Here is a 19,428-nt window from a genome sequence, read left to right as displayed (position 1 = left end):
ATTGAGCACCGCGCCCACGCCGTACCTGTCGGTCCAGGACCTCAAGGTCCACTTCCCGACACCTGACGGCATCGTCAAGGCGACCGACGGCCTTTCCTTCGACCTCGAGCGGGGAAAAACTCTCGGCATCGTTGGTGAATCCGGTTCTGGCAAGTCGGTCTCCAGTTCGGCGATCCTCGGTCTGCACCGGGGAAGCAGCGCCCAGGTCAGCGGGCACATCCTGCTCGACGGCGTCGACCTGCTGGAGTTGAGCAACGAGGACATGCGCAAGATGCGTGGCCGCGACGTCTCGATGATCTTCCAGGACCCGCTGTCGGCGATGCACCCGTACTACACGGTCGGCAACCAGCTGGTCGAGGCGTACCGCGTGCACAACCAGGTGACGAAGAAGGAGGCGCGGGCCCGCGCCATCGAGATGCTCGACCGGGTCGGCATCTCCAACCCGGACAAGCGCATCAGCGACTACCCGCACCAGTTCTCGGGCGGTATGCGGCAGCGCGCGATGATCGCGATGGGCCTGATCAACGACCCCGGTCTGCTGATCGCCGACGAGCCGACCACCGCGCTCGACGTGACGGTGCAGGCTCAGATCCTCGACCTGCTCCAGGACCTCCAGCGGGAGTTCAACTCCGCGGTCATGATCATCACTCACGACCTGGGCGTGGTGGCCGAGATGGCCGACGACGTCCTGGTCATGTACGCCGGCCGCGCGGTCGAGCACGGTCCCTGCAAGGAGATCCTGACGCACCCGGAGATGCCCTACACGTGGGGACTGCTCTCCAGCGTGCCGGACGTGACGGGTGACACTGACGCGCGGTTGGTGCCGATCCCCGGCAGCCCGCCGAGTCTCCTGAATCCGCCGTCTGGTTGCGCCTTCCACCCGCGCTGCCTGCACCGTGACAAGGTGCCCGGCGATCTCTGCCGTACGGAGCTGCCGCCGCTGGTCGCTGGCGCTCGTGGGGGCACGCACCTCAAGAGGTGCCACCTGAGCGATCCGGACAGCATCTACGAGACCGAAGTGCTCCCGGAGATTGCCCCGGACCTGGTGAACGAAATCGTTGCTGACAGTGCAGAAGGTGCCCGATGACGTTCGAGGAATATGTGCCGGGTGCGCCGGACGACCATGAGCCGGCCGCGATGGCCGACGTACTGACCACTGCGGGCAACGCCGCGGCGGTGGCGCCCGTGGGGGCGGCGCCGATCCTCGAGGTCGACAACCTGCGGATGTACTTCCCGGTCAAGTCGCCCGGGCTTCTTCGTCGCACGGTCGGCCACGTGCAGGCGGTCGATGGCGTCTCATTCCAGGTGGTCGAGGGTGGATCGCTCGGTCTGGTCGGCGAATCCGGTTGCGGCAAGTCCACGACCGGCCGCCTGATCACGCGCCTCTACACGCCCACCTCGGGGGCGATCCGGTTCGAGGGCGAAGACATCGCCCACGCCAAGGCGCGCCAGTTGAAGCCGCTGCGTCGCGACATCCAGATGATCTTCCAGGACCCGTACACCTCGCTGAACCCGCGCCACACGGTCGGCTCGATCATCGGTGCGCCCCTGGCGATCCACAAGATCCTTCCGAAGAAGCAGATCCTCGGACGTGTCCAGGAACTGCTCGAGATCGTGGGTCTCAACCCCGAGCACTACAACCGCTACCCGCACGAGTTCTCGGGTGGGCAGCGCCAGCGCATCGGCATCGCCCGTTCGTTGACGCTCCAGCCGAAGTTGCTCGTCGCCGACGAGCCGGTGTCGGCCCTGGACGTCTCGATCCAGGCGCAGGTGGTGAACCTGCTCCAGGACATCCAGCGTGAGTTCGGCGTTGCGTTCCTCTTCATCGCGCACGACCTCGCCGTGGTTCGGCACTTCTGCCCCGAGGTCGCGGTGATGTACCTCGGGAAGATCGTCGAGATCGGCGATCGTGAGTCGATCTACAACAACGCGCACCACCCGTACACGCAGGCGCTTCTGTCCGCAGTGCCCGACGTCCGGCAGGCCGCGACCGGTGGGCGGCGCGAGCGGATCCGCCTCGAAGGTGACGTCCCCAGCCCGATCGACCCGCCGTCGGGTTGCCGGTTCCGGACCCGTTGCCCGATCGCCCAGGAGATCTGCGCCCGGCACGAGCCGCCGCTGCTCCAGATCGGCCAGCGCCACAAGGTGGCCTGCCACTTCCCGGGGCGCCTCGGTGAGGCGCCGCGTGAGCCGCTCACCTCGGGCCTGCTCGGTGTGGACCGCGAAGGCCGTCCGGACCCGGGCGCCAGCCCGAGCACCGACCTGGTCGAGCAGCCCGGCTTCGCCGACACCTGGTTCGACCTCGACAAGAAGACCATCGGCCGGTCCGTCTGATTGCGCTGCCACCCAGCGACCTGTCGGCGCTGCGACGTAGGCTGCTCACGTGAGTGAGCCGGGTCTGTTCGACGTGCCCGGATCCCGTACGACGTCCGGTGGGTCGCTCTCGGACGCGACCCATGCCGCGGCGCCGTTGGCGGTGCGGATGCGCCCGCGCGACCTGGACGAACTGGTCGGGCAGGCGCACCTGCGCGCACCGGGGTCGCCGCTGCGGCAACTGGTCGAGGGTGACCAGTCGCTGTCGCTGCTGTTGTGGGGTCCGCCCGGCACGGGCAAGACCACGATCGCCTCGATCATCAGCCAGCAGACAGGCCGCCGGTTCGTGGAGGTCTCTGCGGTGTCGGCAGGCGTGAAGGACGTGCGCGAGGCGATCTCCGCGGCCCGGTCGAGCCTGGTGGCGACGGGGGAGGAGACCGTCCTCTTCGTCGACGAGGTGCACCGGTTCAGCAAGGCCCAGCAGGACGCCCTGCTGCCGGGGGTCGAGAACCGCTGGGTGACCCTGGTCGCTGCGACGACCGAGAACCCGTCGTTCAGCGTGATCTCACCGCTGCTCTCGCGCAGCCTGTTGCTGCGTCTCCAGCCGTTGACCGATGACGACATCGTGGCGGTCATCGACGCGGCGGTGAAGGACGAGCGTGGCCTCGCGGGGCGGTTCGTGCTCGACGAGGATGCGCGCGCCCACATCGTGCGGCTTGCCGGGGGAGATGCTCGACGGTCGCTGACCTATCTGGAGGCGGCCGCCGGCGCAGCGGTTTCGAGGCTCGCTGGCGCTCGCACCTCAACCACCGGCGACAGTTTCACCATCGACCTGGCGACCGCTGAGACCGCTGCCGACCAGGCAGCCGTGCGTTATGACCGTGACGGCGATCAGCACTACGACGTGATCAGTGCCTTCATCAAGTCGATCCGTGGTTCCGACGCCGACGCCGCGCTGCACTACCTCGCCCGGATGATGGAGGCGGGCGAGGACCCGCGGTTCATTGCCCGGCGGCTGATCATCCTGGCCAGCGAGGACATCGGGCTCGCGGATCCGACGGCGTTGCCCACCGCCGTGGCCGCGGCGCAGGCCGTCCAGTTGATCGGGATGCCCGAGGCGCGGCTGAACCTGGCGCAGGCGGTGATCGCGCTCGCGGTCGCCCCCAAGTCCAACGCGGTCATCGTGGCCGTCGATGAAGCGATCAGCGACGTCCGGCGCGGCAAGATCGGCGCCGTACCGCCCCACCTGCGCGACGCCCACTACGCCGGCGCGGAGCGTCTGGGCCACGGCAAGGGCTACAAGTACAGCCACGACGCCCCGTTCGGAGTGGCCGAGCAGCAGTACGCCCCGGACGTGATCGGTGATGCTCGTTACTACCGTCCGACGGAGCTGGGAGCCGAGGCCACCGTGAAACAACGGTGGGAGCGGGTCCGCCGACTCATTCGCGGCAAGTAGGCTTGTCCGTCGTGACCAACGAGCTCGCCGTACCCGTCTGGCTGGCCGTGGCGACCCTTGTCGCCCTGGTGGCCCTGGCGTGGTTTGCCTGGAACCTGAGCCAGTCATTGCACAGGGTTCGCCAGGAGACCGACGAACTGCTGGCCTCGACGGCCCATGACGCCGAGGAATTGCGCGTCCAGTTGGCCGACCTCGACGAGGCCCTCAAGCGGCAGGCGGCGATGTCGGTGGCCTCCACCCTGCCCGACCGGGTGCCGGTGGCGGTGGTCGACGACCGCGAGTACCTCATCACCGACCTGCACCGCGGCCGCGGCCCGCAGGTGCCCGCCCGCATCGTCCCTGCGCCGATGTTCGCCGACATCCTGCTGCGTGAGAGCGTCATCAAGACGGCCGCCCTGGCGTCCGGACTGCGCCGGGCGCTGTCGCCCGAGGTCCGCAACCGGATCCGGTTCGAGATGAAGCGCGAGATCAAGCGCTCGCGCAAGGACCGCAAGCTGATGCTCAGGGCCGCACGTCGTGACTGGGAGACCCGTCAGCGTTCCGAGGACCGTTCATGAAGAGCGGCCTCTGGTTCGCCGCCGGCGCAGGTGTCGGTGTCTACAGCATGGTGAAGGTCCGCCGCCTTGCGGAGGCGCTGACGCCCGACGGCATGCGGGACCGCGTCAACGCGGCCTTCGTCGGCGCCCGCATCTTCCGTGACGAGGTCGCCCAGGGACAGGTCGACGCCGAAACCCAATTGCGCGAGCACTTCCGTGCTGTGGAGGCTGGTCAGCGACGGGCCAGCCAGACCCACGAACTCCCACTCCGAACCACCACGACGGCCGTACCGGCCGCCCACACCCTGGAAGGCCCCTCATGACGGCGACACCGGACGGCTACCTGACCAGCGCCGAGATCCGCAACCGGTTCCTCGCCCACTTCGCGGGCCAGGGCCACACCGTGGTGCCCTCCGCCTCGCTGCTGCTGGACGACCCGAACCTGCTGTTCGTCAACGCCGGCATGGTGCCCTTCAAGCCGTACTTCCTCGGCCAGGAGACGCCGCCCTATGCGCGCGCCGCGAGTGTGCAGAAGTGCATCCGGACGCCCGACATCGAGGAGGTCGGGAAGACCACCCGCCACGGCACGTTCTTCGAGATGTGCGGCAACTTCAGCTTCGGCGACTACTTCAAGGAAGGCGCCATCGAGCTCGCCTGGGACCTGGTCACCAAGTCACAGGCCGACGGTGGCTTCGGCCTGGACGAGTCGCTGCTCTACCCGTCGGTGCTCGACGGCGACGAGGAGGCGACCAGCCTCTGGAAGAAGGTCACGGGCCTGCCCGACGACCGCATCGTCCGGCTGCCCCCCAAGGAGAACTACTGGTCCATGGGCATTCCCGGGCCGGGTGGACCCTGCTCGGAGCTCCTGATCGACCGTGGCCCCGAGTTCGGTGCCGACCGCGACTGGGACGCGGGTGATCGCTACCTCGAGTTCTGGAACCTCGTGTTCATGCAGGACGAGTTGTCCGCGGTCCGCAGCAAGTCGGACTTCGACATCGCCGGCCAGCTGCCCAACAAGAACATCGACACCGGCATGGGCCTGGAGCGGGTCGCGTACCTGCTCCAGGGCAAGAGCAACATGTACGAGATCGACGTCGTCTTCCCGGTGATCGAGAAGACGATGGCGTTGACCGGCAAGACCTACGGCGCCGGGTACGACGACGATGTCCGCTTCCGCGTCGTGGCCGACCACATTCGCTCGTCCATGATGCTGATCAGCGATGGCGTCACGCCGGGCAACGAGGGCCGTGGTTACGTCCTGCGCCGCCTGCTCCGGCGCGCGGTCCGCAACGTCCGCCTGCTCGGCTACGAGGACCCGGCGCTGCCGGAGCTGATGCCGGTTTCGCGTGACCTGATGGGGGAGAGCTACTCCGAACTGATCACCGACTGGGGCCGGATTGCCCAGGTCGCGTTCGCCGAGGAAGAGGCGTTCCGCAAGACGCTGCAGGCGGGCACCCAGATCTTCGATCTCGCGGCAGGACAGGTGAAGGGCGCGGGCGCCACGACCATCCCGGGCGACAAGGCGTTCGCCCTGCACGACACCTACGGCTTCCCGATCGACCTCACGCTCGAGATGGCGTCCGAAGCCGGCCTGCATGTCGACGAGGACGGCTTCCGCCAACTGATGGCCGAGCAGCGCAACCGGGCCAAGGCGGACGCGCGGTCCAAGAAGGGCCAGCACGCCGACACCGGTGTCTACCGCGGCATCCTCGACGCCAACGGCCCGACCGAGTGGCTCGCCTACGAGACGCTCGAGACCGAGTCGCGCGCACTCGCCGTCCTCAAGGAGGGAGCGGCTGTGCAGTCGCTCGCCGCCGGCGAGGTCGGTGAGGTCGTCCTCGACCGCACCCCCTTCTACGCAGAGTCCGGTGGCCAGGTCGCCGACGCCGGCGTCATCGAGTTCGAGGGCGGCAAGCTCGAGGTGCTCGACGTGCAGCGGCCGGTGCGCGGTCTCGTCGTCCACCAGGTGCGGGTGCTCGAGGGTGAGTTGGTTTCGACAGGCTCGACCACCGGTTCGGCCCTGCACGCCAAGGTCGACCCCGACTGGCGCACCGGTGCCCGTCAGGCCCACTCCGGCACCCACGTCGTGCACGCGGCGCTGCGTGAGGTGCTCGGGCCCACGGCGCTGCAGTCCGGTTCCTACAACCGCCCGGGCTACCTCCGGCTCGACTTCGGCTGGTTGAGCGCGCTGTCGCCCGACCAGGTGCAGCAGATCGAACTGGTCTCCAACAACGCGCTGCGTGCGGACCTGCCCGTCGGTTGGGAGTACATGACCCTCGGCCAGGCCCGCGACTGGGGAGCGCTCGCGCTCTTCGGGGAGACCTACAACAACGAGAAGGTCCGCGTCGTCGAGATCGGCGGCCCGTGGTCGCGTGAACTCTGTGGCGGCACGCACGTCGATCACTCCAGCCAGATCGGCACCATCGTGGTGACGGGCGAAGCCAGCGTCGGATCCGGCAACCGACGGATCGAGGCCTTCACCGGCGTCGAGGGCTTCTCCTACCTCGCCCGCGAACGCGACGTGGTCAGCCAGCTCTCCACCCTGCTCAAGATCCAGCCCGACGACATCGTCGGTCGCGTCGGTGACCTCCTGGACCGCCTCAAGCAGTCCGAGAAGGAGATCGAGAAGGCCCGACTCACGCAGTTGCTGTCGGGCGGCGCCGCGCTGGCCGACGGTGCGGCGGACGTCAACGGCGTGCGCCTGGTCGTCCAGCGACTCGATGGCGCCAGCGGCGGTGACGTGCGCACGCTCGCCACGGACGTGCGGGCCCGGCTCGCGGGTGACGCCCCGGCGGTCGTCGTACTCATCGGGGCCGCGGACGGCAAGGTCGCCATCGTGGCCGCGCTCAACGACGCCGCGCAGGCACGGGGCCTCGCGGCCGGTGAACTGGTCCGGGCGGCCGCGCCGCTGCTCGGCGGCAAGGGCGGCGGCAAGGCAGACCTCGCGCAGGGCGGCGGCACGGACGTGTCCCGGATCGACGAGGCGCTGGCGGCCGTGACCGCCACGGTGGCGCAAGCCCCGTGAGCGCCCCATGAGAAGGGGTGTCCGCCTCGGCATCGATCCGGGGGATGCGCGGATCGGCGTCGCTCGCAGCGATCCGTCGGGAGTCCTGGCGACGCCGGTCGAAACGGTGCGGCGCGGCAAGGGAGACCTGCGCCGGATCCACCAGATCCTGACCGAGGAAGAAGCCGTCGAGGTGATCGTCGGGTTGCCGCGATCGATGTCGGGGTCCGAAGGACCGGCGGCAGTCAAGGCACGCGAGTTCGCGGTCCGACTGTCCCGCCGGATCGCCCCGGTGCCGGTGCGGCTGGTCGACGAGCGCCTCACCACTGTGACGGCGACGGCTATGCTGCGCGACCAGCGCAAGGGCGCGAAACAGCGCGCCGTGATCGACCAGGTTGCGGCCGTTGTGATCCTGCAGCAAGCGCTGGAGGTCGAACGGACCACGGGCCTGCCTCCGGGCGAGGTCGTGGACCACGAGGTCACAGCGGTTGTCGCGGAGGACACCGCAGGACAAGGAGACGCATGAGCCAGTCGGATCTGCCGGAAGTGGGCCTCGACGCCGTCGCTCCCGTCCAGCACGCCCTGCACCCGGCGCACGACCCGGGGCACCGTCGCGCTGAGCGCAAGCCCCGCTCCGGCTGCCTTCCGATCCTGCTAGTGATCGTCCTGTTCTGCGCCATCATCGCCTGGTTCGCACGCGGTGCGATCAGTGACGTCAAGGACATGTTCTCAGGGCCCGAGGACTACCCGGGGCCCGGCACGGGCGAGGTCGAGGTCGTCATCGATCCGGGCCAGAGCATCCGGTCGATGGGCAACGAGCTCAAGGAGCTCGACGTGGTCGCCTCCTCGGACGCGTTCGTGGACGCCGCGTCGGCGAACACCGATGCGCAGATGATCCAGGCCGCGACCTACGTCATGAAGCTCCAGATGAAGGCGGCCGACGCGGTCACCTTCCTCGCCAACCCGGCCAACGCCGGATCGGGCAACACGGTGACGGTCCCCGAGGGTGCTCGGGTTGGCCAGGTCGTCGAGACCATCGTCAAGAAGACCGACTTCACCGAGAAGCAGCTGACCGCTCTCCTCGACAAGCCGTCGAAGATCGGACTGCCGGCCGAAGCGGGCGGCAACCCGGAGGGCTACCTCTTCCCGGCGACGTACGAGATCACCGATTCGACCACCGCCCAGAGCCTGCTCAGCCAGATGGTCTCCCAGACCGAGGCTGCCGAGAAGGACCTCCAGATCGCCGCCGGCGCCGAGCGCCTCGGGCTGACCGCGCACGAGATCATCACGGTCGCGAGCATCCTGGAGTACGAAGCCAACCGCGGGCCGGACTACCCCAAGGTCGCCCGGGTCATCTACAACCGGCTCGACGACGGCCAGGCGCTGCAGCTGGACTCGACGGTCTCCTACGCCAGCAAGCGCAAGGGCGACGTCTGGACGACGGCCGACGAGCGCGACAGCGAGTCGCTCTACAACACCTACAAGCACACCGGACTGCCGCCGGGCCCGATCGGTTCGCCCGGCAAGGAGACCATCGAGGCGGCGCTCAACCCGGCCGAGGGCAACTGGCTGTACTTCGTCCCCGACTTCGAGAAGGGCACGACGCTCTTCACGGACAGCTATGACGAGCACCTCCGCAACGCCGAGAAGGCGAAGGAGTACTGCCGCACCCATGACGAGTGCTGATCGGGCGGCAAGGGTGCAGCCGGGCACGGGGCTGCGCTGTGCGGTCCTGGGTGATCCCATCGCGCACTCGCTCTCCCCGGTCCTGCACCGGGCGGGGTACGACGCCCTGGGGCTCGGTTTCGCCTACGACGCCGTCCAGGTGCCGGCCGGTGGGCTCGCGTCCTTCGTCGGTTCGCTCGGCGAGGAGTGGCGCGGCCTGTCGGTCACGGCGCCGCTGAAGCGGGAGGCGCTCGACTTCGCGACCCTGGTGACGGACCGGGCGGAGTTGGCCGGCGGAGCCAACACCCTGGTGCGCACCGAGGACGGCTGGTCCGCGGACAACACGGACCTGCCGGGCGCAGTCGCCGCCATCCGGGAGCGGTACGACGGCCCGGTGGCCTCGGCGACGATCCTGGGCGCCGGAGCCACGGCTGCCTCGGTCGGCCTCGCCCTGGCCGAACTGGGCGCCCACACCATTCGCCTGCTGGCCCGCGACCCCTCCCGAGCCCGGGAAACGGCAGCGGCGCTGGCCCGGCACCCCGGCCTCGAGGTCGACGTGGTGGCGCTCGACGGCGCGGCCATGGTGGGGGAGGTCGTCGTCTCGACCGTCCCGGCCGACGCACAGTCCGATCAACTCCTGGCCGCCGCGTCGCAGGCTGCGGTCGTGTTCGAGGTCGTCTACGACCCGTGGCCCACTCCGCTGGCGGCTGCCGCGATGGAACGTGGCCAGGCGCTGGTCTCCGGCCTGGACCTGCTCGTGCACCAGGCCGTGCTGCAGTTCGCGATGTTCACTGGTCACAACGGACCACTCGGCGCGATGCGCTCGGCGGGTCTGCGGGCCCTCGCCGACCGATAGGTTCCGCACATGGAACTGCTGCCGGCCCTCGTGGGGGCCCTCGTCGGCCTGCTCGGCGGACTCCTCGTCCCGCGCCTGATTGCGCTGTGCCCGGAGCCCGAGCACAACCCGGCGGAGAACCCGGAGGAGTTCCCGGACCACGTCCGCTTCGCTGATCTCGCGGCCCGGCCGCGGCTCGCGCTGCGCACCGCGGTGGCTGGCGCGGTCGCCGGTGGCGTGCTGGGTGCCACGGTCGGCTGGGGCTGGTCCCTGCCGTGGCTGCTGTACCTCGTGCCGATCTGCATCGCGCTGTCCGTCATCGACTACGTCACCTGGTACCTCCCGAACCGCCTGATCCTGCCGTCGTACGGCGTCGTGGTGGCGCTCGAGGTGGTTGCTGCGGTGGTGCTGAAGGAACCGGCCGTGCTCGTGCTGGCCGCCATCGGCGGGGCGGTCCTGGGTGCCTACTACGGGCTGATCTGGTTCATCAGCCCTCGCACGATGGCCTTCGGGGACGTCCGACTCGGCGCCCTGCTGGGCCTGGCAATGGGCCCTCTGGGCCTGGCCACGGTCGTGGTGTCCGTCGCAACGGCGGCCGTCCTGGCCGTGATGGCGCTGGTGCCGCTGCGCCGCGGCGGCAACATGATCAAGCGCAAGGTGCCCTACGGACCGTTCCTTGCGGGCGGGGCGCTGGTCGCGGTCGTCGTGGGACGGGTCCTCGCCGGCGCCTGACCCCGTGGGAGACTGGTGCTCATGTTGCGCTGGCTGACTGCAGGGGAGTCCCACGGCCCCTCACTGGTGGCGATCCTCGAGGGCCTGCCGGCCCACGTCGAGGTCACCACTGATGACATTTCCGATGCTCTCGCTCGTCGACGCCTTGGCTACGGCCGTGGCGCGCGGATGAAGTTCGAGGCCGACGAGGTCACCATCACCGGTGGCATCCGGCACGGTCGCTCCCAGGGCGGTCCGGTGGCGATCCAGGTGGGCAACACCGAGTGGCCCAAGTGGGAGACCGTGATGGCGGCCGACCCGGTCGACGCTGACGTGCTCGCCGCGCAGGCCCGCAACGCCCCGCTGACCCGTCCGCGGCCCGGCCACGCCGACCTCGCGGGCATGCAGAAGTACGACTTCGACGACGCCCGTCCGATCCTCGAGCGTGCCTCGGCGCGCGAGACGGCTGCCCGGGTGGCGCTCGGTCGCGTCGCCAGCAACTTCATCGAGCAGGCCACCGGCGCCCGGATCGTCAGCCACGTGCTGGAGATCGGCGGCGTCCGCACACCTTCTCGTGAGGTCCCTGCTCCCGACGACGTCACTCGCCTCGACGAGGACCCGGTGCGCTGCCTGGACCCCGACGGCTCGAAGCTGATGATCGAACGGATCGACCAGGCCCACAAGGACGGCGACACGCTCGGTGGCGTCGTCGAGGTCGTCGTGCACGGCCTCCCGCCGGGCCTCGGCTCTCACGTCCACTGGGACCGTCGCCTCGACTCGCGTCTGGCCGGCGCCCTCATGGGCATCCAGGCCATCAAGGGTGTCGAGGTCGGAGACGGCTTCGAGCTCGCTGCGACGCCCGGCTCGCTGGCCCATGACGAGATCGTGTCGACGGACGAGGGTTTGCGCCGCGTCTCCGGCCGCTCGGGTGGCACCGAGGGCGGGATGTCGACCGGCGAGGTCCTCCGCGTCCGCGCGGCGATGAAGCCGATCGCGACCGTCCCGCGGGCACTGCGCACCGTCGACCTGGCCACCGGCGAAGAAGCCGTCGCCCACCACCAGCGCTCCGACGTCTGCGCCGTTCCGGCCGCCGGCATCGTTGCCGAAGCCATGGTGGCGCTCGTCGTCGCTGACGCGATCCTCGAGAAGTTCGGCGGAGATGCGGTGAGCGAGACCCGCCGCAACGTCCAGACCTACCTCGACTCGCTGAGGTTCAAGTGACTCCTCGGGCTGTCCTGATCGGCACCATGGGTGCCGGCAAGACGACCGTCGGCGAACTGGTGGCAGCCGAACTGGGCGTCGCCTTCGCTGACAGCGACCACCTCGTCGAGGACCGGGTCGGCAAGTCCGTCCAGGACATCTTCGTCGACGAGGGCGAGGCGGCCTTCCGCGCCGAGGAACGCGCGGCGGTCGCGTGGGCGCTGGAGAACCACGACGGCGTGCTGTCGCTCGGCGGCGGCGCGGTGCTCGACCCGGCGACCCAGGCGCTGCTCGCAGCGCACCAGGTGGTCTTCCTCCGGGTCGGCCTCGCCGACGCGGTCAAGCGGGTTGGCCTCGGCGTCGGTCGACCGCTGCTGCTCGGCAATGTCCGCTCCCGCATCAAGCAGTTGCTCGATGAGCGCACCCCCGTCTACCAGGGCCTCGCCCGGATCACGGTCGACACCGACGACCGCGCGCCCGCGGAGGTCGCCGCCGAGATCCTGGCCGCCATCAACGGGGGAGCCGCGTGAGCGCCCCCACCGTCATCCGCGTGGCCACCGCTTCGCCGTACGACGTCGTGGTCGGCCGCGGCGTCCTGGGCCGCCTCCGCGGCCTGCTGCCCGCGGGCGTGCAGCGCGTCGCGATCGTGTGCCCCGAGTCGCTCGAAGAGATGCTCGTCCCGTTCGAGGACCTGCTCGAAGGCCTCGACGTCGTGGTCCTGCAGGTGCCCGACGGCGAGGAAGCAAAGAACTGGGAAGTCGCCGCCGCGTGCTGGGAAGCGCTCGGCGAGGACGGCTTCACCCGCTCCGACGCCATCGTCACCGTCGGCGGCGGTGCGACCACCGACCTGGGCGGCTTCGTCGCAGCGACCTGGCTCCGCGGCGTCGCCGTCGTGCACGTCCCGACCACGCTGCTCGCCATGGTCGACGCGGCCGTGGGCGGCAAGACCGGCATCAACAGCCCGGCCGGAAAGAACCTGATCGGCTCGTTCCACGAACCTGCCGGCGTGCTCTGCGACCTCCAGTTGCTCGAGACGCTGCCGCGCGAGGAACTGGTGGCCGGCCTCGGTGAGGTCATCAAGTGCGGGTTCATTGCCGACCCTCGCATCCTCGAGTTGGTCGAAGAGACCGAACCGGCGGCGCTGACCGCCGACTCGCCGGTCCTGCGCGAACTCGTCGAGCGCTCGATCGTGGTCAAGGCGGACGTCGTCGCCGGTGACCTCAAGGAGACCGGGGTCTCGACAGGCTCGACCAGCGGGAATTCGATCGGCCGCGAGGCGCTCAACTACGGCCACACGCTTGCCCACGCGATCGAGAAGGCCACCGACTACTCCATCCGCCACGGTGAAGCCGTCGCCATCGGCTGCGTCTTCGTCGCCGAACTGGCTGCACGCGAAGGTGGCCTGCCCGCCGGCCTCGTCGAACGGCACCGGTCGGCGTTCGGGCGCGTGGGCCTGCCGACCACGTGGGACGGAGCCGACTTCGCAACGCTGCTCGCGACCATGCGGGTGGACAAGAAGTCCCGCGGCAACCAGCTCCGTTTCGTCGTACTCGACGACCTGGCGAAGCCGGTCGTGCTGGCCGGTCCGTCCGAGGAGAACCTGCGGGCGGCGTACGACGCACTGGCAGGATCCTGAGCATGGCGAAGCAAGAGGTCTACGTCCTCAACGGCCCCAACCTGGGCCGGCTCGGGCGCCGGCAGCCCGAGATCTACGGCACCACCACCCACTTCGATCTCCAGGACCGCCTGATTCCGGCGTGGGGCAAGGAGTTCGGCTTCAAGATCCACTTCTCGCAGACCAATCACGAAGGCGAGATGCTCGACTGGCTCAACCACGCCGCCGACAAGGAATGGCCCGTGGTGCTCAATGCCGGTGCGTGGACCCACTACTCCTACGCGTTGTACGACGCGTGCGCCCAGCTCACCGCGCCCCTCGTCGAGGTGCACATCAGCGCCCCGTCGCAGCGTGCGGAGGAGTTCCGGCACACCTCGCTGGTCACGCCGCACGCCGCGAAGGTGATCGAGGGTCAGGGCATCGACGGCTACCGCCAGGCGCTCGAATTCATCGCTGACCGTTCGGCGCACTAGACTTCACTGCCGGTCCTGAGCACCCTGGGGACCACTCGAACCGCTTTGACATCTGCATCGGAGAACACGCGCGCATGGCATCGACCAATGACCTCAAAAACGGCATGGTTCTCAACATCGACGGCCAGCTCTGGGCCGTGGTGGAGTTCCAGCACGTGAAGCCCGGCAAGGGCCCGGCGTTCGTCCGTACCAAGCTCAAGAACGTCGAGTCGGGCAAGAACGTCGACCGCACCTTCAACGCCGGCACCAAGGTCGAGACCGCCACGGTCGACCGCCGCACGATGCAGTACCTCTACAACGACGGCGTCAGCTACGTCTTCATGGACACTGGCACGTTCGAGCAGACCGAGGTCGCCCCCGAGATCGTCGGCGACGCCGCAGGCTTCATGCTCGAGAACCAGGAGGCGATCGTCGCCACCAACGAAGGCCGCGTGCTCTTCATCGAGCTGCCCGCCTCGGTCGAGCTCGTCGTCAGCTACACCGAGCCGGGTGTCGTCGGTGACTCCGCGACCGGTCGCACCAAGCCGGCCACGATGGAGACCGGCGCCGAGATCCAGGTGCCGCTGTTCATCGAGCAGGGCGAGAAGATCAAGGTGGACACCCGCGAGGGTGGCTCGTACCTCTCCCGCGTGAAGGGCTGACCAGCAGGTGGGAGCCCGGACCAAGGCGCGCAAGCGAGCACTCGACGTCCTCTACGCCGCGGACATGCGGGGCGAGTCGGGACTCGAGGCGCTCGAGCGCGTCACGGCCGACGGCGAACAGCTGACCAACCCGTACACCGCTGTCCTGGTACGCGCGGTGTCCGAGCACCAGGTGCGGATTGACGAGATCCTCGTACAGTTCTCCACCGACTGGAGCCTGTCCCGCATGCCCGCCGTGGACCGCAACGTCCTGCGCATCGGTGTCTGGGAGTTGCTCTGGGCCGATGACGTGCCTGACACGGTGGCCGTCACCGAGGCGATGGGTCTGGTGCGCGAGCTCTCGACCGATGAGTCGCCTTCGTTCGTCAACGGTGTCCTTGGCGCCATCCAGCGGAGCAAAGCCACTCTGGTTTAGGCGTCTCGATACGCCGCTCGCTGGCGCTCGCGGCTACTCGACGACCTTGTTGGGGCGTGCCAGTGTGGTGGCATGCCGGAATCAACTGAGGTCGACGTCGTCGTCATCGGACTCGGACCGGGTGGCGAGCACGTCGCCGCCTCCCTGGCCAAGGCCGGACTCTCCGTGGTCGGGGTCGACCGCCGCCTCGTGGGCGGTGAGTGTCCCTACTACGGCTGCGTGCCGTCGAAGATGATGATCCGTGCCGCCGATGCGCTCCAGGAGGCCCGGCGGGTCTCCTCGCTGGGTGGCTCGGCCGAGGTCACCCCCGACTGGACGCCTGTCGCGGACCGGATCCGCGACGAGGCGACCGATGACTGGGACGACATCGTCGCGGTCGAGCGCCTGGAGCGCGCGGGCGCGCAGTTCGTGCGCGGTACCGGCCGGCTCGCCGGGCCGGGGCGCATGCAGGTCGAGACCGCCGACGGCGTGCGGGACTTCGTCGTACGACGGGGCGTGGTGCTGAACACCGGCACCGAGCCCGCGGTGCCTCCGATCGACGGTTTGGCCGGGACGCCGTACTGGACCAATCGCGACGTGGTGCAGGTCCGTGAACTGCCCGCGAGCCTGGTTGTCCTGGGTGGGGGAGCGATCGGCTGCGAGCTCGCGCAGGCGTTCTCGCGGTTCGGCGTCGACGTCACCGTCGTCGAGGCGGCCGAACGGATCCTCGGACCAGAAGAGCCGGAGGCCAGTGCCGTGGTCGCCGATGCGCTCGAGGCCGAGGGAATCGAGGTCCGTGCCGGCGTCGGCATCACCGCGGTCAGCCACGAGGGTGGTGGGTTCACGATCGGCCTGGCCGACGGTACGTCGATCGGTGCCGCCGCGCTGCTGGTGGCGGCCGGGCGGCGCAACAACGTGGGCGACATCGGACTGGAGACGCACGGGCTCGATCCGGCCGTCCGGATCCTCGACACCGACGAGCGGATGCGGGTCACTGGATCCGTGGGCGGGCTCTGGGCGATCGGTGACATCACCGGCAAGGGCGCGTTCACGCACATGTCGATGTACCAGGCGAACGTCGTGATCAGGGACCTGACGGGGGAGGACGGCCCGTGGGCGGACTACCGCGCTGTCGCCCGCGCGACCTTCACCGATCCGGAAGTCGGCTCGGTCGGGCTGACCGAGCAGCAGGCCCGCGACGCCGGTCTGAACGTCGGCGTCGGACTGGCGAAGCTGCCCGACTCGAGCCGGGGCTGGTTGCACAAGGTCGGCAACCACGGCGTGATCAAGGTCGTCGCCGACCTCGACCGGGGCGTGCTCGTCGGCGCCACGGCGGTCGGGCCGTCGGGCGGGGAGATCATCGGCATGCTCGTCACGGCGGTGCATGCGGAGGTCCCGGTGACCACGCTGAAGGGGATGCACTTCGCGTATCCGACCTTCCATCGGGCGATCGAGACTGCACTCTCCGACATCGGGTAGAGGCCTCGGGGTAGGTTGGCCACGCCTTTAGGCCATCTGACTGCCTATCTCGGAGGTTCTCGTGAGTCAGCCCTTGACCGACCCGTTCAGCGACCCGCTCAGTGATCCCCTCAGGGACCCGATGCCGGATCCGATCTCTGCGCACACCGCGCCACGGCCGACGACAGCGCCACCGGCTGCGCCACCGGCCGCGCGGCCGGCCGCTCCGCCGCCGTCGAGCCCGCCGGTGGGCCCGCCGGTGCCGCCCGACCCGCGGCGCTTCATGACGGCGACCGACTTCCTGGACCGTCGGGACAGTGACAAGAAGCTCGGACCGGCGACCTGGGGCTGGCGGGGACGCACGCGCCGCTGGAGCGGCGGTCTGATCAAGCCCGCGATGGGCGCCCGCGAGCAGGCGTTCGAGGGCGACCGGTCTCAGATCCAGAAGGACTTCGACGGTCCACGAACGATCGTGTTCGTGAACCCCAAGGGCGGGGCGGCCAAGACGACCGGCGTGCTGGCCGCCGGCCACACCTTCGGCACCGTGCGCGGGGGCGGCGTCATCGCCTGGGACAACAACGAGACCCGCGGCACCCTCGGCATCCGCGGTGCCCGCAGCACCCACCGCAACACCACGCGGGAACTGCTGGAGGATCTCGGCCGGTTCAAGGACGTCTACCAGTCCCGGATCGGTGACCTCGGCGCATTCGTCCGCTCCCAGGGCGACGCCCACTTCGACGTACTTGCCTCCGACGAGCGCCCGGACGTCACCGGCGTGATCCACGCGAAGGACTTCGGTGAGGTCCACGCGCTGCTCGAGCGGTTCTACCGCATCATCCTGGTCGACACCGGCAACAACCTCCGGGCCGAGAACTGGCTCGCAGCCGCCGAGAAGGCAGACCTCCTGGTCGTCACCAGCACCATCCGCGAGGACACCGGGTACAGCGGCCTGTGGATGCTCGACGCCCTGCAGGACGCCGGCTACGAGAACCTCAAGTACAAGACGATCACCGTGCTCTCCGACCCGAGCCCCAAGGTCGACGAGAACCTCGCCCGCGACCTGGTCGCCGTGTACGAACAGCGCACCCGCGGCGTCTATCGGGTGCCGTATGACCCGGCACTCGTCTCCGGGTCGGTCGTTCCCTACGACCAGCTCTCCGAGGAGACGAAGCGTTCCTGGCTGCGGGCGTGCGCGGGGATGGCCGCGGCGCTGTAGGACTTGGAGTCGTTTACCCGCGCTCAGCACTCACGTGGTGCGTGCTGAGCGCAGGCAAGACGGCGCATCTGGAGGGTTCGTCTGTGTAACGCTGTGGTTGGCCGAGCCAAGATCGTGCGGTCACAGGACCCACGGTGGAAGGTAGAGGCAAGTTGGCAGTCTTCAGCTGGATCGAGTTCTGGCCGTCGGGCGGCTGGGAGAACCAACTGTGGACCGACGATCCCGCTACGGACGCCTTGGTGAAGTCGGCGTGCCGGGTGTCTCAGGCCTACAGCGACGCTCTCCGCGTCGAGCGTTTCGAGGGTCCCTGTTCGAGCTTGCGGTTCTCCTCCCACTTGCATGACGACGACGCGGTACAGCTTCAGGTCTCCACAGGCAGACACCGTGACTGGGAGCATGGCGTCGTCTTCGTGCCAGAGGTGGTAGCCGAACTCACAGCGCACGACCGGGCTCGCCTCGTGCTGGACCTGATCCATGGCGCCGTCGTTGAGTTGGCTCCGCATCGCGGCTGGTCGCTGGAGGCGGTCGAGCGAGTACGTGCCCGAGTACTTGCACAGGACATGGAGTTCGTCTGGACCTCGCCCTGGAAGGCGAACCCCAACAGGTCGATGACCGCGCGAGCCACTTTCCGGGTCGCCGATGACGGATTCGGCCGAGCCGTGATCGAGGTCAGGGAGAGGACGACCGAGGAGCTCATTGCACGGTCAGCGCCAGCGGTCGCCTACAACTCGTTGAGCAACTTCAGAGCCAGCGCGAAGACGCTTCGTTGGGTCGACGGCACCGTCCAGCTCGTTCCTCGGCCGGGCACCCCTCACGGCCAGGTGTTCGTCTCACTGGATCCGGTCCTTCGCGAGATCCATTCAGAACCACTGGTCGGCCGTACTGACGGGGCACGGGTGAGCGCCGCGAGACCGGAGATCGTCCGGGCGCCGTACGGCTCCCACGTACAGGACAGCACGCCCGGGATCACCGTGTTCCACGGCTTCGGGGTCGGACTCCGCGCCGGGTGCATCCCAGACATTGACGGCGTCGGCTTCGCCGAGAAGATTGCGCTCGAGATGTTCGACCGCCTCGGGTCGGATGAAGGCGGGATCAACAAGTGGGTCGACGGGCTCCCGATCGAGATCGTTCTGGAGCACCACCTGCCGGACCAGGTTGAAGACTTTGGGACGTACGGAATCCGAATGCGTCGGACCCCGAAGCGCGTTGACATCGTCGTCCTCCGCAATGCGTCGTGGTGCGCGCGCGGGGGAGTTGAGGAGCCGTTGGTTCGTCGCGAGATGACACAAGTGGTCGAACAGGTCATGGAGGCGCTGACGACCCGAACCATGAAGCGCGAGAAGAGGCGCTGACGTGCACCCGCGGCTCGGCCTGCACCCTCAGTGCTTGAGCGACGGGTCCCAGCGGTTGGCGATCAGCTTGAAGCTCGGGGTGTCGTCGAGGGAGGTCATCGCCTCGTAGATGCGCTCGTACTTCGTCGACGCGATCCGCCAGGCGCCGTCGGCGTGCTTGCGGTAGGTGTCGACGTAGTAGCCGGCGCCGCGGATCTGCACCTTGAAGTCGGGCACGATCACGGTGTCCTCGAAGGCCCACGACCCCGTGGCGGTGTCGCCGTCGACGTCGATCTCGGGGTGGTTGGCGATGTGGACGGTGACGATCCCGGGGCCGAGGTTCTCGGTCATGAAGGCCACCACGTCGGCACGGTTGTCGTAATGCAGCGGCTTGTCCATCGCCTGGGTGCCGTACTGCGCGTCGACGTCCTCGGCCAGGCAGTCCCCGAACTCGTCCCACAACTTCAGGTCGAGGGTGCGGAAGTAGCGGTGCTTGAGGCGCTTGATCTGTTCGACGGCGGCAAGGTCCATTCGCCGAGCCTAGAACGTGTTCTAGTTTCTGTCGACCGGTGTCGTGCGG

General features: G+C 68.9%; 21 protein-coding genes. 19 read left to right on the top strand and 2 right to left on the bottom strand.

The features are described 5' to 3' along the window. The first annotated feature begins 1 nt into the window (after position 1). The 17 genes from HRC28_RS16520 (at position 2) to HRC28_RS16440 (ending at position 16,322) form a co-directional block, all read left to right on the top strand. Positions 2 to 1,087, top strand: a complete 1,086-nt coding sequence (locus HRC28_RS16520) for an ABC transporter ATP-binding protein (protein ID WP_182376551.1) — start codon at positions 2 to 4, stop codon at positions 1,085 to 1,087. Between the two features lie 50 nt (positions 1,088 to 1,137). Next, positions 1,138 to 2,334: a dipeptide ABC transporter ATP-binding protein gene (locus tag HRC28_RS16515; RefSeq protein WP_182380705.1), complete on the top strand. Its 1,197-nt coding sequence runs from the start codon at positions 1,138 to 1,140 to the stop codon at positions 2,332 to 2,334. A gap of 49 nt (positions 2,335 to 2,383) precedes the next feature. Then, positions 2,384 to 3,769: a replication-associated recombination protein A gene (locus tag HRC28_RS16510; protein ID WP_237111533.1), complete on the top strand. Its 1,386-nt coding sequence runs from the start codon at positions 2,384 to 2,386 to the stop codon at positions 3,767 to 3,769. 11 nt (positions 3,770 to 3,780) lie between these two features. Next, a complete protein-coding gene (locus HRC28_RS16505) occupies positions 3,781 to 4,326 on the top strand; it encodes a hypothetical protein (RefSeq protein WP_182376550.1) in 546 nt (181 codons plus the stop codon). After that, positions 4,323 to 4,628, top strand: coding sequence for a DUF6167 family protein (locus tag HRC28_RS16500; protein ID WP_182376549.1), 306 nt, complete (start codon positions 4,323 to 4,325; stop codon positions 4,626 to 4,628). The genes HRC28_RS16505 and HRC28_RS16500 overlap by 4 nt, the downstream gene beginning before the upstream one ends. Then, positions 4,625 to 7,330 (top strand): alanine--tRNA ligase, encoded by a 2,706-nt coding sequence (gene alaS, locus HRC28_RS16495; RefSeq protein WP_237111532.1) that lies wholly within the window; start codon positions 4,625 to 4,627, stop codon positions 7,328 to 7,330. The genes HRC28_RS16500 and alaS overlap by 4 nt, the downstream gene beginning before the upstream one ends. 7 nt (positions 7,331 to 7,337) lie before the next feature. Further along, positions 7,338 to 7,835 (top strand): Holliday junction resolvase RuvX, encoded by a 498-nt coding sequence (gene ruvX, locus HRC28_RS16490; protein WP_182376548.1) that lies wholly within the window; start codon positions 7,338 to 7,340, stop codon positions 7,833 to 7,835. Next, positions 7,832 to 8,995, top strand: coding sequence for an endolytic transglycosylase MltG (gene mltG / locus HRC28_RS16485; RefSeq protein ID WP_182376547.1), 1,164 nt, complete (start codon positions 7,832 to 7,834; stop codon positions 8,993 to 8,995). Before ruvX ends, mltG begins: the two co-directional genes overlap by 4 nt. Then, positions 8,982 to 9,830, top strand: coding sequence for a shikimate dehydrogenase (locus HRC28_RS16480; RefSeq protein ID WP_182376546.1), 849 nt, complete (start codon positions 8,982 to 8,984; stop codon positions 9,828 to 9,830). Before mltG ends, HRC28_RS16480 begins: the two co-directional genes overlap by 14 nt. 9 nt (positions 9,831 to 9,839) lie before the next feature. Continuing rightward, the gene (locus HRC28_RS16475) at positions 9,840 to 10,541 is read left to right on the top strand and encodes an A24 family peptidase (protein WP_182376545.1); all 702 of its coding nucleotides are present in this window, start codon (positions 9,840 to 9,842) and stop codon (positions 10,539 to 10,541) included. A 21-nt stretch (positions 10,542 to 10,562) separates the two neighbouring features. Next, positions 10,563 to 11,741, top strand: a complete 1,179-nt coding sequence (gene aroC / locus HRC28_RS16470) for a chorismate synthase (RefSeq protein WP_182376544.1) — start codon at positions 10,563 to 10,565, stop codon at positions 11,739 to 11,741. Beyond that, positions 11,738 to 12,250 (top strand): shikimate kinase, encoded by a 513-nt coding sequence (locus HRC28_RS16465; protein ID WP_237111531.1) that lies wholly within the window; start codon positions 11,738 to 11,740, stop codon positions 12,248 to 12,250. Before aroC ends, HRC28_RS16465 begins: the two co-directional genes overlap by 4 nt. Further along, positions 12,247 to 13,356, top strand: a complete 1,110-nt coding sequence (gene aroB, locus HRC28_RS16460) for a 3-dehydroquinate synthase (protein WP_182376543.1) — start codon at positions 12,247 to 12,249, stop codon at positions 13,354 to 13,356. Before HRC28_RS16465 ends, aroB begins: the two co-directional genes overlap by 4 nt. Positions 13,357 to 13,358: 2 nt before the next feature. Beyond that, positions 13,359 to 13,808 (top strand): type II 3-dehydroquinate dehydratase, encoded by a 450-nt coding sequence (locus HRC28_RS16455; protein WP_182376542.1) that lies wholly within the window; start codon positions 13,359 to 13,361, stop codon positions 13,806 to 13,808. Between the two features lie 74 nt (positions 13,809 to 13,882). Beyond that, the gene (efp, locus tag HRC28_RS16450) at positions 13,883 to 14,449 is read left to right on the top strand and encodes an elongation factor P (RefSeq protein WP_182376541.1); all 567 of its coding nucleotides are present in this window, start codon (positions 13,883 to 13,885) and stop codon (positions 14,447 to 14,449) included. A gap of 7 nt (positions 14,450 to 14,456) precedes the next feature. Further along, positions 14,457 to 14,864: a transcription antitermination factor NusB gene (gene nusB, locus HRC28_RS16445; RefSeq protein ID WP_182376540.1), complete on the top strand. Its 408-nt coding sequence runs from the start codon at positions 14,457 to 14,459 to the stop codon at positions 14,862 to 14,864. A gap of 72 nt (positions 14,865 to 14,936) precedes the next feature. After that, on the top strand, positions 14,937 to 16,322 hold the full coding sequence (locus HRC28_RS16440) for an NAD(P)/FAD-dependent oxidoreductase (RefSeq protein WP_182376539.1): 1,386 nt from the start codon (positions 14,937 to 14,939) through the stop codon (positions 16,320 to 16,322). A gap of 66 nt (positions 16,323 to 16,388) precedes the next feature. Here HRC28_RS16440 and HRC28_RS25410 read toward each other — a convergent pair whose 3' ends face one another. Beyond that, positions 16,389 to 16,586 (bottom strand): hypothetical protein, encoded by a 198-nt coding sequence (locus HRC28_RS25410; RefSeq protein WP_237111530.1) that lies wholly within the window; start codon positions 16,584 to 16,586, stop codon positions 16,389 to 16,391. Between HRC28_RS25410 and HRC28_RS16435 the strand changes: the two genes are divergently transcribed. Further along, positions 16,585 to 17,517, top strand: coding sequence for a hypothetical protein (locus HRC28_RS16435; protein ID WP_237111529.1), 933 nt, complete (start codon positions 16,585 to 16,587; stop codon positions 17,515 to 17,517). The genes HRC28_RS25410 and HRC28_RS16435 overlap by 2 nt on opposite strands. A gap of 410 nt (positions 17,518 to 17,927) precedes the next feature. Then, a complete protein-coding gene (locus tag HRC28_RS16430) occupies positions 17,928 to 18,869 on the top strand; it encodes a hypothetical protein (RefSeq protein ID WP_182376538.1) in 942 nt (313 codons plus the stop codon). A 27-nt stretch (positions 18,870 to 18,896) separates the two neighbouring features. On the opposite strand, the gene HRC28_RS16425 is transcribed toward HRC28_RS16430, so the two are convergent. Then, positions 18,897 to 19,379 carry a nuclear transport factor 2 family protein gene (locus HRC28_RS16425; RefSeq protein WP_182376537.1) on the bottom strand — a complete coding sequence of 161 codons (483 nt, stop codon included), beginning with the start codon at positions 19,377 to 19,379 and terminating at the stop codon, positions 18,897 to 18,899. Positions 19,380 to 19,428: the final 49 nt, after the last annotated feature.

The organism is Nocardioides sp. WS12 (assembly GCF_014108865.1).
In the GTDB taxonomy this organism is placed as follows: domain Bacteria; phylum Actinomycetota; class Actinomycetes; order Propionibacteriales; family Nocardioidaceae; genus Nocardioides.
Note: the sequence above shows the minus strand (reverse complement) of the source record. Positions and strands in the feature narration are given on the sequence as shown.

Bases quoted from the DNA above. Each gene is read 5' to 3' on its own strand.
- HRC28_RS16515 (WP_182380705.1), top strand. From the start codon at position 1,138: ATGGCCGACGTACTGACCACTGCGGGCAACGCCGCGGCGGTGGCGCCC.
- HRC28_RS16500 (WP_182376549.1), top strand. From the start codon at position 4,323: ATGAAGAGCGGCCTCTGGTTCGCCGCCGGCGCAGGTGTCGGTGTCTAC.
- alaS (WP_237111532.1), top strand. From the start codon at position 4,625: ATGACGGCGACACCGGACGGCTACCTGACCAGCGCCGAGATCCGCAAC.
- ruvX (WP_182376548.1), top strand. From the start codon at position 7,338: ATGAGAAGGGGTGTCCGCCTCGGCATCGATCCGGGGGATGCGCGGATC.
- mltG (WP_182376547.1), top strand. From the start codon at position 7,832: ATGAGCCAGTCGGATCTGCCGGAAGTGGGCCTCGACGCCGTCGCTCCC.
- HRC28_RS16480 (WP_182376546.1), top strand. From the start codon at position 8,982: ATGACGAGTGCTGATCGGGCGGCAAGGGTGCAGCCGGGCACGGGGCTG.
- HRC28_RS16475 (WP_182376545.1), top strand. From the start codon at position 9,840: ATGGAACTGCTGCCGGCCCTCGTGGGGGCCCTCGTCGGCCTGCTCGGC.
- aroC (WP_182376544.1), top strand. From the start codon at position 10,563: ATGTTGCGCTGGCTGACTGCAGGGGAGTCCCACGGCCCCTCACTGGTG.
- HRC28_RS16455 (WP_182376542.1), top strand. From the start codon at position 13,359: ATGGCGAAGCAAGAGGTCTACGTCCTCAACGGCCCCAACCTGGGCCGG.
- efp (WP_182376541.1), top strand. From the start codon at position 13,883: ATGGCATCGACCAATGACCTCAAAAACGGCATGGTTCTCAACATCGAC.
- HRC28_RS16440 (WP_182376539.1), top strand. From the start codon at position 14,937: ATGCCGGAATCAACTGAGGTCGACGTCGTCGTCATCGGACTCGGACCG.
- HRC28_RS16435 (WP_237111529.1), top strand. From the start codon at position 16,585: ATGACGGCGACCGACTTCCTGGACCGTCGGGACAGTGACAAGAAGCTC.
- HRC28_RS25410 (WP_237111530.1), bottom strand. From the start codon at position 16,586: ATGAAGCGCCGCGGGTCGGGCGGCACCGGCGGGCCCACCGGCGGGCTC.
- HRC28_RS16425 (WP_182376537.1), bottom strand. From the start codon at position 19,379: ATGGACCTTGCCGCCGTCGAACAGATCAAGCGCCTCAAGCACCGCTAC.